Annotated in this window: 15 protein-coding genes; 9 read left to right on the top strand and 6 right to left on the bottom strand. The window is 73.1% G+C overall.

Going from position 1 to position 15,719, the window contains the following annotated elements:
* Positions 1-23: 23 nt before the first annotated feature.
* Together nadE and IEZ05_RS08955 are read left to right on the top strand one after the other, a co-directional pair.
* On the top strand, positions 24-854 hold the full coding sequence (gene nadE / locus IEZ05_RS08960) for an ammonia-dependent NAD(+) synthetase (protein ID WP_308426902.1): 831 nt from the start codon (positions 24-26) through the stop codon (positions 852-854).
* A gap of 95 nt (positions 855-949) precedes the next feature.
* Positions 950-1,600, top strand: coding sequence for a DUF7691 family protein (locus IEZ05_RS08955; RefSeq protein WP_189229472.1), 651 nt, complete (start codon positions 950-952; stop codon positions 1,598-1,600).
* Between the two features lie 16 nt (positions 1,601-1,616).
* On the opposite strand, the gene IEZ05_RS08950 is transcribed toward IEZ05_RS08955, so the two are convergent.
* On the bottom strand, positions 1,617-2,747 hold the full coding sequence (locus IEZ05_RS08950; RefSeq protein ID WP_189229471.1) for a substrate-binding domain-containing protein: 1,131 nt from the start codon (positions 2,745-2,747) through the stop codon (positions 1,617-1,619).
* Positions 2,748-2,909: 162 nt separating this feature from the next.
* Here IEZ05_RS08950 and IEZ05_RS08945 point away from each other — a divergent pair, with 162 nt between their 5' ends.
* From IEZ05_RS08945 to IEZ05_RS08930, 4 genes are all read left to right on the top strand, one after another.
* Entirely contained in the window at positions 2,910-5,354 is a 2,445-nt protein-coding gene (locus IEZ05_RS08945) for a polysaccharide lyase 8 family protein (protein ID WP_189229470.1), read from the top strand.
* A gap of 115 nt (positions 5,355-5,469) precedes the next feature.
* Positions 5,470-6,174, top strand: coding sequence for a VanZ family protein (locus IEZ05_RS08940; RefSeq protein WP_229869623.1), 705 nt, complete (start codon positions 5,470-5,472; stop codon positions 6,172-6,174).
* A gap of 91 nt (positions 6,175-6,265) precedes the next feature.
* Positions 6,266-6,961 (top strand): response regulator transcription factor, encoded by a 696-nt coding sequence (locus IEZ05_RS08935; RefSeq protein ID WP_189229469.1) that lies wholly within the window; start codon positions 6,266-6,268, stop codon positions 6,959-6,961.
* Positions 6,954-8,033, top strand: coding sequence for a sensor histidine kinase (locus IEZ05_RS08930; protein WP_189229468.1), 1,080 nt, complete (start codon positions 6,954-6,956; stop codon positions 8,031-8,033). Before IEZ05_RS08935 ends, IEZ05_RS08930 begins: the two co-directional genes overlap by 8 nt.
* A gap of 109 nt (positions 8,034-8,142) precedes the next feature.
* Here the strand turns inward: IEZ05_RS08930 and IEZ05_RS08925 are convergent, their stop codons facing one another.
* The 4 genes from IEZ05_RS08925 to IEZ05_RS08910 form a co-directional block, all read right to left on the bottom strand.
* On the bottom strand, positions 8,143-9,777 hold the full coding sequence (locus IEZ05_RS08925; protein ID WP_189229467.1) for a sodium/solute symporter: 1,635 nt from the start codon (positions 9,775-9,777) through the stop codon (positions 8,143-8,145).
* Complete coding sequence (locus IEZ05_RS08920) at positions 9,774-10,166, bottom strand: DUF485 domain-containing protein (RefSeq protein WP_189229466.1); 393 nt, start codon at positions 10,164-10,166, stop codon at positions 9,774-9,776. Before IEZ05_RS08920 ends, IEZ05_RS08925 begins: the two co-directional genes overlap by 4 nt.
* 267 nt (positions 10,167-10,433) lie before the next feature.
* Positions 10,434-11,045, bottom strand: a complete 612-nt coding sequence (locus IEZ05_RS08915) for a hypothetical protein (protein ID WP_189229465.1) — start codon at positions 11,043-11,045, stop codon at positions 10,434-10,436.
* Between the two features lie 260 nt (positions 11,046-11,305).
* On the bottom strand, positions 11,306-12,067 hold the full coding sequence (locus tag IEZ05_RS08910; RefSeq protein ID WP_189229464.1) for a hypothetical protein: 762 nt from the start codon (positions 12,065-12,067) through the stop codon (positions 11,306-11,308).
* A 61-nt stretch (positions 12,068-12,128) separates the two neighbouring features.
* On the opposite strand from IEZ05_RS08910, the gene IEZ05_RS08905 reads away from it, so the two are divergent.
* From IEZ05_RS08905 to IEZ05_RS08895, 3 genes are all read left to right on the top strand, one after another.
* Complete coding sequence (locus tag IEZ05_RS08905) at positions 12,129-12,314, top strand: hypothetical protein (RefSeq protein ID WP_189229463.1); 186 nt, start codon at positions 12,129-12,131, stop codon at positions 12,312-12,314.
* Positions 12,315-12,796: 482 nt separating this feature from the next.
* Positions 12,797-13,774 carry an RICIN domain-containing protein gene (locus IEZ05_RS08900; RefSeq protein ID WP_229869622.1) on the top strand — a complete coding sequence of 326 codons (978 nt, stop codon included), beginning with the start codon at positions 12,797-12,799 and terminating at the stop codon, positions 13,772-13,774.
* Between the two features lie 102 nt (positions 13,775-13,876).
* The gene (locus tag IEZ05_RS08895) at positions 13,877-14,302 is read left to right on the top strand and encodes a VOC family protein (protein WP_189229462.1); all 426 of its coding nucleotides are present in this window, start codon (positions 13,877-13,879) and stop codon (positions 14,300-14,302) included.
* Between the two features lie 15 nt (positions 14,303-14,317).
* Here IEZ05_RS08895 and IEZ05_RS08890 read toward each other — a convergent pair whose 3' ends face one another.
* Positions 14,318-15,706, bottom strand: a complete 1,389-nt coding sequence (locus tag IEZ05_RS08890; RefSeq protein WP_189229461.1) for an MFS transporter — start codon at positions 15,704-15,706, stop codon at positions 14,318-14,320.
* Between the last annotated feature and the right edge of the window lie 13 nt (positions 15,707-15,719).

The raw sequence follows: 15,719 nt of genomic DNA, 5'->3' as shown, positions 1-15,719 counted from the left end.
CGCGAACCAGATCAGGAGCAGACGTGAGCGAGCCGGCGTCCATCGCCCAGCAGCAGGAAATCGCCCGGGAACTCCAGGTGGCAGAGAACTTCGACGCCGAGCAGGAGATCGAACGCCGGGTGGCCTTCCTCGCCGAGCGGCTGACCTCCACCGGCCTGCGGTCCCTCGTGCTCGGTATCAGCGGCGGCGTCGACTCCACGGCCGCCGGCCGCCTGTGCCAGCTCGCCGTCGAGCGGGCCCGTGCCGCGGGTCACGAAGCGCGTTTCTACGCGATGCGGCTGCCCTACGGGGCCCAGGCCGACGAGCACGACGCCCAGCTCGCGCTCTCCTTCATCCAGCCCGACCACGTGCTGACCGTCGACATCAAGCCCGCGAGCGACGCCGCGCTGGCGGCCGCGGTCGCCGCCGACGTCGCCTTCCGCGACGACCACCACCAGGACTTCGTCCTCGGCAACATCAAGGCCCGGCAGCGCATGATCGCCCAGTACGCGGTGGCGGGGGCGCACGACGGCCTGGTCGTCGGCACCGACCACGCCGCCGAGGCCGTCTCCGGGTTCTTCACGAAGTTCGGCGACGGCGCCGCCGACCTGGTCCCGCTGACCGGCCTGACCAAGCGCCGGGTGCGCGCCGTCGCCGACGCGCTCGGCGCCCCCGCCGAGCTGGTGTGGAAGACGCCCACGGCCGACCTGGAGACCCTCGACCCGGGCAAGGCCGACGAGGACGCCCTCGGAGTCACCTACGACGACATCGACGACTTCCTGGAGGGCAAGCCGGTGGACGAGGCGGTCTTCGAGAAGATCGTCGGGCGCTACCACCTCACCGAGCACAAGCGCCAACTGCCCATCGCGCCCTGACGGAAGCGGTGTCGACGCCCGCCGGGATGCCCGCCCGGCGGGCTTCGGGCTCCCAGGGGCACCGGATGTCAGTGCCGCTTGGCACTATGGCGATCATGAGTCACAACATCACGTACTCCACCGCGGACAAGGCCGACGTCCTGGCCTTCCTGGGCAGCAACGGTGACCTGACGGCGGATCGGCAGCGACGTCTCGACGGGATACGCGAGGACGCCCGGGCGCACCAGGACGACCTCGACCGCCAGGGCGTCGACTGGGGTCTGTCCATCCCCGACGCCCTCGACCACCTCATCGCCGGGCGCACCGACTCGGACGCGGAGTGCGCGGGCAACGCCTACCACTGCGCTCTGCAGCACATCATCGACCACAACGCGTCCGACCCCGCCCAGCTGGGCACCTACTCGAAGCCCTCGACGTTCTTCGCTCTGGTGGACGACGCGATGCGGTCCCTCGGCGTGCCCGCCGACCTGCTTCCGCACGGCTACCTCTTCGGCGGGCCGCCCGACGACTTCCCCTTCGTCCCGGGCTCGGTGGACGGCTACCCGTGCATCGGCCATCTGCCGCTGGCGAGGACCAAGTCCGCGGCGGACTCCTACCGTGCCGTCCTGGACCGGCTGCCCGCGGACTTCCGGTACGACGTCCAGGGGCTGGCGGAGAAGCTGGAGTTCGAGCACGAGGAGTGGGAGTACGCCACGAAGAAGATCGACTGGTACACCCAGGACACGCTCTTCTTCAGCCTCACCTGAAAAACGATCGTTTCGTTCAAGACGATCGCGGGGAGGCGCAGGACGCGCGCACCGTGAGCCGGGGCACGAGCGAGACGTGCCGGCTCGGGGCCGACGCGTCCGGACCCGCGCCGAGCCGGGAGAGCATCATCTCCACGGCGGTCTCCCCCACGGCCTGCCGCGGGGGCGCCACCGCGGTCAGCGGCACGTCGGCCAGTGCCGCCATCTCGTCCTCGTACGCCACCAGCGACACGTCGGCCGGGATGGACAGACCGCGCTCACGCAGTCGTTGCACGACACCGATCGCGGTCTGGTCGTTGTGCACGATCGCGGCAGTGACCCCGTCGTCCGTCACCGACCGGTACAGCGCCCGAGCGGCGGCCTCCAGGGCGGCCGGATCGTCCGGGTCGACGGTCACCGGCGGCAGCACGGACAGACCGCGTGCCGCGACGGCGGCTTCGTATCCCTCCCTGACCTGCGGTGCTGTCGGGTTGTCCTGGGCGAGCAGGGCGATCCGCTCATGCCCGAGCCCGGCGAGGTGGTGGACGGCGGCGGCTCCGCCGAGCACATGGTCGGAACGCGCGCTGTCCAGCCCGGCCAGCCGCCCCCCGAGGGGGACACGCCGGTCCACCAGGACGGCGGGGATCCTCAGCGCCAGCAACTGTTCCTCCTGCTCGCAGCTGGGTACTCCGCGCCCCCAACTGGGCTGGATCAGCAGGCCGTCGACACCGCCGTCGAGCATCCGCCCGATCTGTGCGGTGTCCTCCTCGGGACGCCAGTGCGCGATCCCGAGCACCAGCCGGCCGCCCCGGGCCGCCACGGCGTCCTGGGCGCCCCGCACCAGCTCGGCGAAGTAGTGCTCCATGCTGGGCACGACCATGCCGAGGACCAGTCCGGTGATCTCCGGCGGTTCGGTGTCCTCGGTGCGGGCCGCCGCGGCGTGCATCCGGGACGGCGCGGCCGACGGGCCGGGTCCTGACGCTCCGGGCCACGAGACCGAACCGTGCAGCCTGGTCAGCCGCCCCTGCTCGGCCAGCGCCTCGACGTCGCGGCGCACGGTGACGGCGGAGACGCCCAACTCCTGCGCCAGCTCCGTGACGCGCAGACCGCCCCGCCTGCGCACGATCTCCAGCACCCGTTCATGGCGCTGATTGACATGCGACCGCATCCGTCGTCCTCCTGATGATCCCCCGGCTGGTGCGCGTCCCACCGTACTCCAACGATTGATTCTTTCGAGTCTTACGTATTGAGCGTCTTGCTCGCATCATGCTAGAAACCCCTCACTCGCCCTCCACGCCCCACGCCCCTCCCCTGCGTCCCTGGAGACACCATGCCGACACCCTGGTCCCGCCGCGGATTCGTCAAGGCGACGGGGGGTGCCGCCGCCGCGCTGGGCCTGGCCGGAGCCACCTCCCTGGCGGTCCCGACCGGCGCCGCCCACGCCGCCTCCGCCGAGTTCGAGAAGCTCAGGGCGACCTGGCGGGGACTGATCCTGGGCTCGGGCTTCAGCCCCACCGCGGAGCCGTTCGCCTCCAAACTCGCCCAGTTGGGCGCGAGCGCAGCCGCCTGGCGGACCGCGATGCGGCCCGCGCCGGGCTCCCTGTGGCCGGGCATGGTGTGGCTGGACCCGGAGCCCGACACGGACACCGAGTCGTACGCCTACTCCGCGCAGATCCAGCTGACCCTCCAGCGGCTGCGTTCCATGGCCGAGGCCTACGCCCAGCCCGGCACCGGTCTGACCGGCGACGACGCTCTCGCGCGGGACGTCGTGGCCGGCATCCGGCACGTGGTCACCGAGGTGTACCACACCGGCCAGGCCCGCTACGGGAACTGGTACAACTGGCAGATCGGCGGCCCGCAGGCCCTTCTGGACGCGGCGATCATCCTCTACGACCATCTGGACGCCGACCTGATCGCCGCGATCACCGAGGCCGTCCGCGGCTTCGTGCCGGACAGCGCGGTCGCGTCCTACACGGGCACCTCCACCGGCGCCAACCGCGTGGACCTGTGCCGCACCATCGCGCTGAGCGGTCTGGTCGGCGAGGACGCGGACCGGCTCACCGTCGCGGCCGACGCCCTCTCCCCGGTCTTCCCCTACGTGACGACCGGGGACGGTCTCTACCGGGACGGCTCCTTCGTCCAGCACACCTGGGTGCCCTACGCCGGCTCGTACGGCGCCGACCTGTTCACGGGCCTCAGCCTGCTGTTCGCGCTGCTCGCGGGTTCTCCGTGGGAGATCACCGACCCGGCCCGGGAGAACTACTTCGACACCGTGGAACGGGCGTGGGCTCCCTTCCTCTACAACGGCCTGTGCATGGACGCCGTCTCCGGACGCGCCATCTCCCGGGGGCTGCCGCCCGGCGACGCGGCCGGCGCCAACGACGACCATCTGCGCGGCCACTCGGTCATCGCCTCGATCATCGCCCTTGGCCGGGCCGCGAGCAGCGAGCAGAACGCCCGCTGGCGCGCCCTGGCCAAGGGCTGGATCCAGCGGGCCTACTTCAGCCCGCCGCACACCGACCCGATGCTCGGCGTCCACAAACTCGCCCAGCTCCAGAGCGTCGTGGCCGACTCCACCGTCAAGCCCCTGCCCGAGCCGGTCGAGCACCGCCTCTTCCCGTCCCAGGACCGGGCGGTGCACCGCCGCCGGGGGTGGGCCGCCTGTCTGTCCATGGCGTCCGACCGCATCGCACACTACGAGTGGGGCAACGGAGAGAACCTGCGCGGATTCCACACGGGAGCCGGCTGGCTGTCCTGGTGGGGTGACGACTACGCCAACGAGCAGTACTCGCAGACCTTCTGGGCCACCGTCGACCCCTACCGCCTGCCCGGCATCACCGCCTCGCAGAAGAGGCTCGCCGACGGTCAGGGCGGCCAGTGGGGCGCCGAACGGCCCGCGGTGAAGTGGGTCGGCGGCACGACCGACGGCACGTACGCGGCGGTGGGCCAGCATCTGAAGGGCATCGCCTCGACGCTGGTGGCCCGCAAGTCCTGGTTCTTCCTGGACGAGGGCATCGTCTGTCTGGGCGCCGGCGTCACCGCGTCGGACGGCGAGGCGGTCAACACCGTGATCGACAACCGTCGTCTCGGTGCCACCGGCACCCACGCCCTGACCGTGGACGGCCGCCGCAAGCCCGCGACAACGGGCTGGAGCGAGACGCTGACCGACCCGGGGTGGGCTCACATCGCCGGCCACGGCGGCTACGTCTTCCCGGCCGGCGGTCGCGTCACGGCCCTGCGCGAGGAGCGCACCGGCCGGTGGAGCGACATCAGGACCGGTTCCTCCACGGCCCCCTGCACCGACCGCTACCTCACCCTGTATGTCGACCACGGCACCGATCCGGTGGACGGCACCTACGCCTACGTCATGCTGCCCGGTGCCGGTGCCGCCCGTACCGCGGCACGGGCCGCCGGCGCGCGGGGCCTGCTCAGCACGCTCGCGAACTCGCCTCGGGCCCAGGGCGTCCGCGTCCCCTCCCTCGGTGTCACCGCCGTCAACTTCTGGGCCGCCGGGACGGTCGGCGACCTGACCGCCGACGCCCCCTGCTCGGTGCTGGTCCGGAAGCGGCGCGACGGCACCGCCGTCGTCTGCGTCTCCGACCCGACCCGCACCCTGACCACGCTCACCGTGACCTGGCGGCACCGGGTGACCTCCGTCCTCTCGCGGTCCGGCACGGTCGAGCGGGCCGTGCCCGGCCGCGACCTCACCCTCACCTTCGGCGACCTCACCGCTGAGGCGGGCGCCACCCAGAAGGTCACCGTGCGGACCGGGTGACGACGGTGTGGCGCCCCTCGGCGCCGCCGGGGGCCGTGTCCGGGAAGGTGGCGTATCGCGGGCGTATCGAAAAGCGCATACGCCACCGCGACAGCCCCCCGGCTGCAATAGGCGCGTGAACCACAAAGCATCGCTGTCGGCATCGTTGCGTCGCACGCGCAGGATCGTGCTCCCCGGCCTGGCGGTCCTCGGCCTGGCGAGCGCCGCGTTCGTCATGCGGGGGCCGCTCATGATGTCCGCTCCGAGGTGCATGGCCGGGCGGTGGCACGGCTGCTTCGACACGTTCAACGGTGTCGTTCTCATGACGCTGGTCGCGCTGCCGTTGGCCGTGCTGGTGGCGTGGGCTCTGGCGCGCCGTCGGCGTGCCGCGGGCGTCGCGCCGGCGTGGCGGATGTCGCTGGCCGAGGTGGGCATGGTCCACGGCACGGTGCCGTTCCTGTGGCTGACCATGATGCCGGGCGGCGGGGCGGGCGTCGTCCCGGCCCGGGTGAGCCTGGTACCGCTGCGGGACCTGGTCACGATGGGAACCCTCGGGATCGTCGGCAACCTGCTGGTCTTCGCGTCGCTGGGGTTCTTCGCCCCGATGCGGTGGGCGGCCCTGGCGTCCGTGCCGCGGGTCCTGGCGCTCGGGGCGGGTTGCTCGGTCCTGGTGGAGACCGCGCAGTACGTCCTGAGCCTCGACCGGGTGTCCTCCGTGGACGACGTCCTGGTCAACGCCGCGGGCTGCGTGCTGGCCGGGCTGGCGTCGCGCCGCTGGTGGCGCACCACGGCCCAGGCGTCGACGGACCGGCCTCGTCCCGCGCCGGCTCCGGCGGGCTGAGTCGCGTGCCCGGCGTGGACACGTCTTTGCGTACGTCTGTGCATCCGTCTTCGCATACGTCCGCGATATGTGTGGTGCTTAGGCTTCGGACATGCGTGTACTGATCGTGGAGGACGAGCCCTATCTGGCGGAAGCCGTCCGTGACGGTCTCCGGCTGGAGGCGATCGCCGCCGACATCGCCGGCGACGGCGACTCCGCCCTGGAGCTGCTCAGTGTCCACTCCTACGACCTCGCGGTCCTCGACCGCGACATCCCCGGCCCCTCCGGTGACGAGGTCGCCCGGCGCATCGTGGCCTCCGGCAGCGGCATCCCGATCCTCATGCTGACCGCCGCCGACCGGATCGACGACAAGGCGTCCGGGTTCGAACTCGGCGCGGACGACTACCTGACCAAGCCGTTCGAACTGCGGGAGCTCGTCCTGCGGCTGCGGGCGCTCGACCGCAGACGCGCGTACGCCCGGCCCCCGGTCCGCGAGATCGCGGGCCTGCGCGTGGACCCCTTCCGCCGGGAGGTCTTCCGCGACGGACGCTACGTCGCGCTCACCCGCAAGCAGTTCGCCGTGCTCGAGGTACTCGTCGCCGCCGAGGGCGGGGTCGTCAGCGCCGAAGAGCTGCTGGAGCGGGCGTGGGACGAGAACGCCGACCCCTTCACCAACGCCGTCCGTATCACCGTCTCCGCCTTGCGCAAACGGCTCGGCGAACCGTGGATCATCGCCACGGTGCCGGGTGTCGGCTACCGCATCGACACCGGACCCGGCACCACCCGCCCCGGCCGTGCGCATGCCTAGACGTCCAGGGTTCAGCGTCCGGCTGAAACTCGCCCTCAGCTACGCCGGCTTCCTCGCCGTCGCCGGTGCTCTCCTGCTGGCCGTGGTGTGGATGTTCCTGCTGCGGTACGTACCCGACAATTCGCAGGGTCTTCTCGGCATCTCGCCCAACCGCTACCTCCTCGTGCACACCTTCGCCCCCGCAGCGGCCGTGGCGATGGCCTTCCTGCTCGTGTTCGGCCTCGTCGGGGGATGGATCCTCGCCGGCCGGATGCTCGCCCCGCTCACGCAGATCACGGACGCGGCGCGGATGGCCGGGAGCGGGTCGCTGTCGCACCGGATCCGCATGACGGGCCGCCAGGACGAGTTCCGGGAACTCTCCGACGCGTTCGACTCGATGCTCGAACAGCTCGAGTCCCATGTCGCCGAACAGCAGAGGTTCGCCGCGAACGCCTCCCACGAACTGCGCACCCCGCTGGCCGTCTCGCGGGCGCTGCTCGACGTCGCCCGCAAGGACCCCGCGCGCGACCGGGGCGAACTCGTCGAACGCCTGCACGCGGTCAACACCCGGGCGATCGACCTCACCGAGGCCCTCCTGCTGCTCAGCCGCAGCGACCGCGGGAACTTCACCCGCGAGAGCGTCGACCTGTCCCTGGTCGCCGAAGAGGCCGCCGAAACCCTGCTGCCCCTCGCCGAGCAGCGCGGGATCACGCTCGACGTCACCGGCGGGGCCACCCGGACCCGCGGCTCCGCGGAACTCCTGCTGCGGATGGTGACGAACCTCGTCCAGAACGCCGTCGTGCACAACCTCCCCGCCGGCGGCACCGTGACGGTCGACACCGCGGCGGAGGGCGACGTGAGCGTGGTGCGGGTCGAGAACACGGGTCCTCCGCTCCCGCCGGATCTGGTGCCGACCCTCGTCGAACCCTTCCGGCGTGGAACGGACCGCGTACGCGCCGACGAGCACGCCGGCGCCGGCCTCGGGCTCGCCCTCGTGCACAGCATCGTCCGCGCGCACGGCGGGACTCTCGCCCTCGTCCCCCGCCCCGCCGGCGGGCTCCTCGTCACGGTGCGGATTCCCGGCCTGCCGTAGACGGGACCTCCGGCGAGGACTCCAGCTTCACGGTCGGCCAGGGCCGTCGCCGTCACCGGCGGTCTGACGGACACGCGTCGGGCCCGGCCGTCGCCACCGGCCGCAGATCCTAGGGGGTGTCGTCCGGGCTCCATGCCGGCCGGCGTCGCGGTGGTCCGGCGAGGATGCGCTGCTCGACGGCCGCGTACCGGTCACGTTCGCGCTGTGCGCCGCGGTGTCCGCCCAGGACGGTACCCAGCCAGCCGAACGCGAAGCCCAGCGGCACCGACACCAGGGCGGTCGTCGTGAACGGGAACCAGTCGAAGTCGCCCTCCGGGAAAGCCGAGGTCGGCGAACCGGAGACCAGCCGGGTGCCCGACATGAGCACCAGGACGGTGACCGAACCGCCGATCAGGGTGCACAACAGGCCGGTGCGGCTGAAACGGCGCCAGAACAGCGAGTAGACCAGGGCCGGGGCGATGGCCGAGGCGCCCATGCAGAAGGACAGCGTCGCGAGGGGCTGCAGGCTGCGGTGCTGGGCGAGCGCCGCCAGCAGCACCACCGGCACGCCGACGATCAGCGCCGAGACGCGTGCCAGGGTCATCTCGCGCGGCGGCGTCATGCCCTTGCGGCGGGAGGCCGCGACGTCGTGCGCCAGCGAGTTGGCGCAGGCGAGCGTCATGCCGGCCACCGACGCGAGGAGGGTCAGGAAGATCGCCGTCGTGACCGTGCTGAACAGCAGGCTCTCCGCCCGGGACACCTCGGGGCCGAACGCGGCCCGGGCGCCCAGCAGATAGGCGGTGCTGCCGCGCGGGTCGGCCGCGGTGATCTGCTCCCGGCCGACGAGCGCCGTGGCGCCGATGCCGATGACGGTGATCACGAGCATGAACAGGGCCACCGCCGACACCGCCCAGGACATGGTGCGCCGCACCTGACGGGCGCTGCCCGCGGTGTACATGCGCATGGTGACGTGCGGCAGACAGGCGCCGCCCAGCACGATGGCGACCTGGGTGCTGATCATGTCGGGTCCCGGGTGCGGCCCGTCCGCGAACTGCAGCCCGTACCGCAGGAACGCCTCACCGGCCCCGCTGCGCCGCGCGGCCGTGTCGACCATCGCCCCGGGGTGCCAGCCGAAGGCGTGCAGCATGAGCACGGCGACCACGAGCCCGGAGCCCAGGAGGATCACCGTCTTGAGGATCTGGATCAGGGCGGTGCCCTTCATCCCGCCCAGGGCCGCATAACTGATCATCAGCGTGCCGGCCCCGACGATGCATCCCGTCTTCAGGAAGCTGCCGGAGAAGCCCAGGGTGAACGCCAGCAGCTGTCCCACACCCGCCAGTTGCACGATCATCATGGGCACCAGCGAGAGCACGGTCACCGCGCAGGCGGTGACGCGTACGGCCCGCCCCGCCATGCGCCGGCCCAGGGCGTCGCCCATGGTGAAGCGGCCCGTGTTGTGCAGGGGCTCGGCGAGCAGGACCATCAGCAGCAGCAAGGACAACAGGGTGCTGAGGGCCAGCACGACACCGTCGTAACCGCACAGCGCGATGACACCGCCGATGGTGAGCACCGTCGCCGCGGAGATGTAGTCGCCGGCGACGGCCAGGCCGTTGCGCATCGGGGACAGCGAACGGTAGCCGGTGTAGAACTCCTCCAGGTCGTCACGGTCGGGGCCGGTCACCACGCACAGCAGCAGCGTGACGGTGACGACACTGCAGAAGGCGACGAGGGACCAGGACTGCGCGGAGCCGCCGAGGTCCGTCATCCCCGCGGCTTCCCGTCGCCGCCGTCCGGGCCTCCGTACCGGCTGACTCTCCGGGCCAGGGGGTCGACGTACCGTCGCGCCGTGTACTCGAACAGGACCACGGCCAGCCAGGTGACCGGAACCTGCACCAGGGCGAGCAGCAGGCCCGTGGGCAGACCGCCGAGGACGGGGCGCGCCATCAGGGAGGGGGCCTCGACGGTGAGTGTCAGGAAGACGGCGAAGTACCCGAGGGCGGCGAACGTGGCCACCCTGCGCTGCCAGCGGCAGGCGCGGCGCAGGATCCGCAGCGCGCGGTGGTAGCCGGCGGGCGCGGGCAGGTGCGGGGCGGCTGAGGGGGCCCGTCCGTTCTGCTGTCGTAAGAGGTGTAACTCGGAGCTGTCGTAGGACATCTCGAACTCCTGGGGCGGCCGGGGCCCGACGTTCACGGACCGCACGAGGGTGGGGGTCGGTTCGGGTCCCCGCACGCTATGCGGGGTATCGGCACGCGGGGAGGGATTTCCGTCGAACCCTGCCGTGGCGGCCCGTGCCGCCGCCGTCCTCGGTCGTCACCCGTGGTGCCGCTGTGCCGGGGGTGCCGTGGGGTGCCGGGAGAGATCTCTTCCGGGCACTGTCGCTCCCCAGTTCGTCGTACAGGTGCTCGGGCGTACGTCTACGGCTCATCGGAGGTCGATCAGCCGGTGCAAGGGGGTTCCGTACGCCCATCGTCTCAGGAGGGTGCCGTCCATCAGGCGGGTGTCCTCGCTCGCCCGCGCCCACCTGACGTCGCGGAGGGTGAACGAGCCGCGGTGCACGACCAGCCGAAGCCGTGGCGGGCGGTCGCCGCGGGGTGCCGGGGCGAGCGGCGGGTCCTCGTCCGGGAGCGGCTCGGCGACGGGACGGAACGCCACCTCCAGCCGGTGCCCGCGGTCGTGGCGGGCCTGCACGCGCGGTCGGACACCGTCATCGGCCGCCCGCCGTACGGTCCAGCCGTCCCGGCGGAGCATCCGGCACACGGCCACCGCGAGACCGTCGACGTCCAACTCCGCGATCTCCTCCGGCGTGTAGTACCCGCGGCGGCGCCGGGACAGGGGCCGACGGCGCCCGACGACCACCGGCACGACGACCGCCGCGACGCCGAGCGCGGCCACGGGCGCTGCCGGGCCGGTCAGGCGGTAGGCCACCACGAGGCCGGCGAACGCGCCGCACGCCGCCAGCACCGCTCCGGTCAGGGCGGGCAGCACCTCCCGCAGCTCGGGTCCGTACTTCCCCTGGGCCCTCAGCAGGCGCACCGCCTGCCGCCGCCGGGCCCTCCTCGACTCCTGTCCACCGGTTCCCGGACGGCACCATGTCACCGGGCCAGCTCCCCCCAACCCTCCGCACATGCGCGTGGACGAGACATACCCGTGGCGGCAGGGAGCATCCCCGTGGGGGGTGAGTTTCGGACATGCCTACCGGCGAGCAGGGCCGGGTGCGGCTCGGGAGGCGCAACACCCGGGCGTTCCAGCGAGCGCCCCGTCTGCGGGCAGGAGACGGTGAAGACTATGAACCGTCACCGACGCCCGCCCCGACGGGCCCCGTGGATCGCGGGCGGCGCCGCCGTCCTCGTCCTCGGCGGCGCCGGCGTGTGGGCGTGGGTGGCGCAGGACGACGGTACGCCGCGTCCGTCGCCGTCGGCCTCGTCCGACCTCTCCCTGCCGACGCTGGCGCCGCTGCCGTCCCTGACATCGACGCCCGAGACGTCGAGCACGGCGCGGCCGAGGCCGTCCCGCACCTCGAAACCTGCCCCGACGACGCCGGCCGGTCCCCGGCCACCGGCGCCGGACGACCGGACGTCCCGCCCCCGGAGCACCGCCGCCCCGACGACCAGGCGGACGGCCGGGGCGGTGTCCCCCTCCTCCGCGGCGCCCTCGCGGCCCGGGACGACGCCGCGGCGGGAGCCGACGCCGTCGGGTCCCCGGGCCAGTGCCGTCGCCCCCACGGCCGCGCGGACGCCCCGGGCGACACCCGACCGCTCCGCACCGCCCTCGCGGGCCGGCGCCACCCCGCGGCCGAAACCGACGACGTCGCTTCCCCGGACCACCGCCGCGACCCCGACGGCCGGGCGGACGCCGAAGACCACCCGCCGTCCCTCCGCTCCGCCGCCCGCCCGGCCGAAGCCGACACCCGGTCGCACCGCGCCGGCACCCACCCGGACCGAGGCGGCACCCCGTCCCTCCGCACCCGCGAAGACGCCCAGGTCCTCCGCGCCGGCACCCACCCGGAATACGACGGCACCGCGGCCGGAGCCGAGACCGCCCGGAGCGTCGGTCACCCGCACACCGGCGCCCACCCCCACAGCGTCCCCCGCACCGACACCGGGCGACGGCCGAGCGGTGACCACGACGTGGTACACGTCCCCGGCCGCGGTGGCCGCCGCCCGGCGGATGGCCGCCGCGGCAGTGGTGGGCGACCCCGCCTGCTCCCTGGCCGCCGTCGGACGACCGGACCCGGCCCTGCTCCCGCCGACCGGCCGTATCGGCATCGGGCAGAGCGGCGGCTACACCTGCCTCATCGCGTGAGGCGGGCAGGCGAGCGGGGTCATCGACCGCCGAGTTCCTCGGCCAGTTCCCGCGCCTCGTCCCGCGGGAAGTCCACGGTGTACGGCCCGATCCGGCCGCCGGACGGCATCGCGGCCACCCTCCCGGTCCACTCACCCTGCACCTGCGCCTCCGAGGTGGACGTCAACCCGGGTCGGGCCAGAACTCGTCGGCATGACGGCCGGCCGGCGTGCGCCCGCTGGTGGGGCGGACTCGTCCGCCCCACCAGCGCCCCCCATCCCCCTGTTCATGCGGTCGGCGGCCGGTACGGCCCGCTCCCACGGGCCCCGGGCGTCACAAAGACTGCCGTCCGCCCGCCGGCCGGGGCAACGGCCGACGGCTGTCCCGGACAGGGGAGAACTGTCCGGGCTGGTCAGGGGCATGTCCGCATCACGTCCCGGACAGCCCTGCGTGGCCGAACAGACCATTGCCCCTCCTGCCGCCGTCACAGCAAGATGACCTTCATGGGGAACCTGGGGGAGTTGTCGCCGCACGAAGCGAAGGACGCCGCGGAGTTCGTCGCGTCGATGCGGCGGCTCAAGGCGCTTTCCGGACGGACGTTTCGCGAACTGGAGGAGCAGGCCGCCCGGAACGGCGACGTGCTGGCGCGCAGCACGCTGGCCGACATCCTCAGACGGACGAACCTGCCGCGGCCCGATCTGCTGGCCGCGTTCGTCCGCGCCTGCGGGGACGGCCGGCGGGTCGGCGCGTGGCTGGACGCGAGGGACCGGATCGCCGCCGGCGTCGTCACCGGCCCCGCGACCGCGCCGGGCCCCGGGCCGGACGCCGGCAACGGCGACAGCAACAGCACCGACACCGGCACCGACACCGACGAGGCCCCACCGCAGGCCGCGGAACCCACGGCTCCGCGGCCTCGCCGGAGCAGGGGTCGCACGGCCGCGCTCGTCGCCGCGCTCACGCTCCCGCTGCTCGCCGTGGCCGCCTGGGGGCTGCTCCCCCACGGCTCCGACGGGTCGGACACCGCTGCGACCGCCACCGACGGCTGGGTCACCGTCCGGCCCGCCCGCACGCCCGACCTCTGCCTCACCGACGGACGGGACCGGAAGGGGGCCTACGCCAGCGCCCTCGCCGTCCAGCTCCCCTGTGCGCGGAGCACTGTGCCGCGCACGTATCTCGAGCCGGTCGGCGAGGGTCTTTACCGCATCCAGTGGCACCATCCGGAGGAAGGGAAGGGGTGCCTGACGGTGATGAGTTCCGGTCCGGTGAAGGGCATGCTCGAACCCCGGAACGACTGCACCCACTCGACCCTCTTCCGCCTGGAGGCCGACCCCGCCGAAGACGCCGAGGGTGTCCGGATCCGTCCGGTCACGGGCAGCCGGTGCATCGGCATCGCCGACGACCTCACCACCGAGGGCGCGGAGGCGGTCGAGGAACGCTGCACCGGCGAGGCCGATCAGCGGTTCCTGGTCCAGGCGGACTGACACCTGCCGAACCGTCCAGGGCCACCGTCCTCGCCGACGGCGCCGCCGACCGCACGGGGCCGCCTCCCGCCCCGCGGCGTTCCCTCACGGCACAGTGGGACCATGGACACGGACGACAGGAAACCTCTGGCCCGGGCCCGCGTGGCGACCAGGCTTCCCGCGCAGGACCTGGACCGGGCGCGGCGTTTCTATGCCGAGCGGCTCGGACTGCGGCCCGTCGACGAGCGGCCCGGTGGGTTGCTGTACCGGTGCGCGGGCGCGGATTTCGTGCTGTTCCGCTCGACGGGCTCCTCGCCCGGCACGTTCACCCAGATGGCCTTCGAGGTCGACGACATCGAGACCGTCGTGTCGGAACTCCGGCAGCGCGGCGTGGTGTTCGAGGAGGTCGACGCACCCGGGTTCCGGACCCGGGACGGGATCGCCGAGGTCGAGGGGAACTACCCGAGCAAGGGCGCCCGGGGCGAGCGGGGCGCCTGGTTCCGTGACAGTGAGGGGAACCTGCTCGGCATCGGCGAGCCGGTCGCCTGAGCCCGGGGCACCTCGCTACGGCGACACGTCCTCCAGTCGCCGCCCGGCCGTCTCCTCCGCGCAGGCGCCCGCGACGACCGCGCCCGTCAGGGACACGGCGGCCAGGGTCAGGAAGACCGTGCCGATGCTCCCGCCGGCGTAGACCGCACCGACGACGATCGGGCCGAGGATCACGCCGAGGCGGTTGAGCGCCCCGCCCACGCTGCTCCCCAGGGCCCGCATGCGGGTCGGGAAGAGTTCCGGCGTGTAGAGGTAGAGGCAGATGTTGGAGCCGAAGAAGAACACGGCGGCCAACGACGTCCACACCAGGACCTGCACCGCGGTGTCCGCGCCGAGCCAGGCGAGGACGAGCAGGACCGCGGCCGAGCCGCCCAGACAGCCGGTGATCACCCGGCGGCGGCCGGCCCGGTCGACGGTGAGGGCCGCCAGGAGGCAGCCCAGCAGTCCCGCGCAGGACGTGACCGTGGAGTACAGCAGGGCGTCGGACAGGGCGAGGTCGTAGCGGTTCTGGTAGATGGTCGGCAGCCAGGACGTGATGCCGTAGTTGACGAAGTACCCGGTGAACCACAGGACGCCGACGACCAGGGTGCGGCGCCGGTAGCGGCCGGTGAACAGGCCGCGCAGTCCGCCGGCGGAACCCGCCTTGCCGGCGGCACCGGCGACGGGCGGCGGCGAGGCGATGGGAGGCAGCGGGGCGCCAGTCGCCCGCTCCACGGCCGTCTCGATCCGCGTCATGACCGCGGCGGCCTCCTCGGTCCTGCCGCGGTCGGCGAGCCAGCGCGGGGATTCGGGCACCACGCGGTGCACCACGTAGGCGAGGACTCCGGGCAGCGCCGCGAGCCCGTACATCCACCGCCAGCCGAGGACCGGCACCAGCCAGGCCGCCGCCAGGGCGCCCACGGTCAGGCCGGCCGGGAAGACCAGCTCGTACAGGAGGACGAAGCGGCCGCGTTTGTGGCTGCGGGTGATCTCGGCGATGAAGGTGGCGGCGACCGGCACCTCCCCGCCGATCGCCAGGCCCTGCACGAACCGCAGCGCCATGAACGCCTCCGGCGAGGGGGCGAAGGCGAGCGCCAGGTTGGCGACGCTGGACAGGGCCACGCACAGGGCGATCACCCGGACGCGGCCGATCCGGTCGGCGATGCGTCCCGAGAGCAGGGCGCCGACCAGCATGCCGATCGAGCCGACGGTGAGCAGCAGCGTGGCGGCGGAGGTGGACAGGTGCCACTCGCCGCGCAGCTCGGGCAGGGCGTAGGCGATCAGGAGCTGGTCGAACGCCTCGAAGAAGGTGACGGCACCGACCACGAGCCGCACGGTGACGTGCCAGCGGCACAGGGGGAGCCGCTCGAAGCGGGCGGCTATGGAGGCTCGGAGCGTGCTGTCGGGTACTGCTTCGGTCGTCATGCGTGGACTCCGC

Source organism: Streptomyces flaveolus, from assembly GCF_014648815.1.
In the GTDB taxonomy this organism is placed as follows: domain Bacteria; phylum Actinomycetota; class Actinomycetes; order Streptomycetales; family Streptomycetaceae; genus Streptomyces; species Streptomyces flaveolus.
Note: the sequence above shows the minus strand (reverse complement) of the source record. Positions and strands in the feature narration are given on the sequence as shown.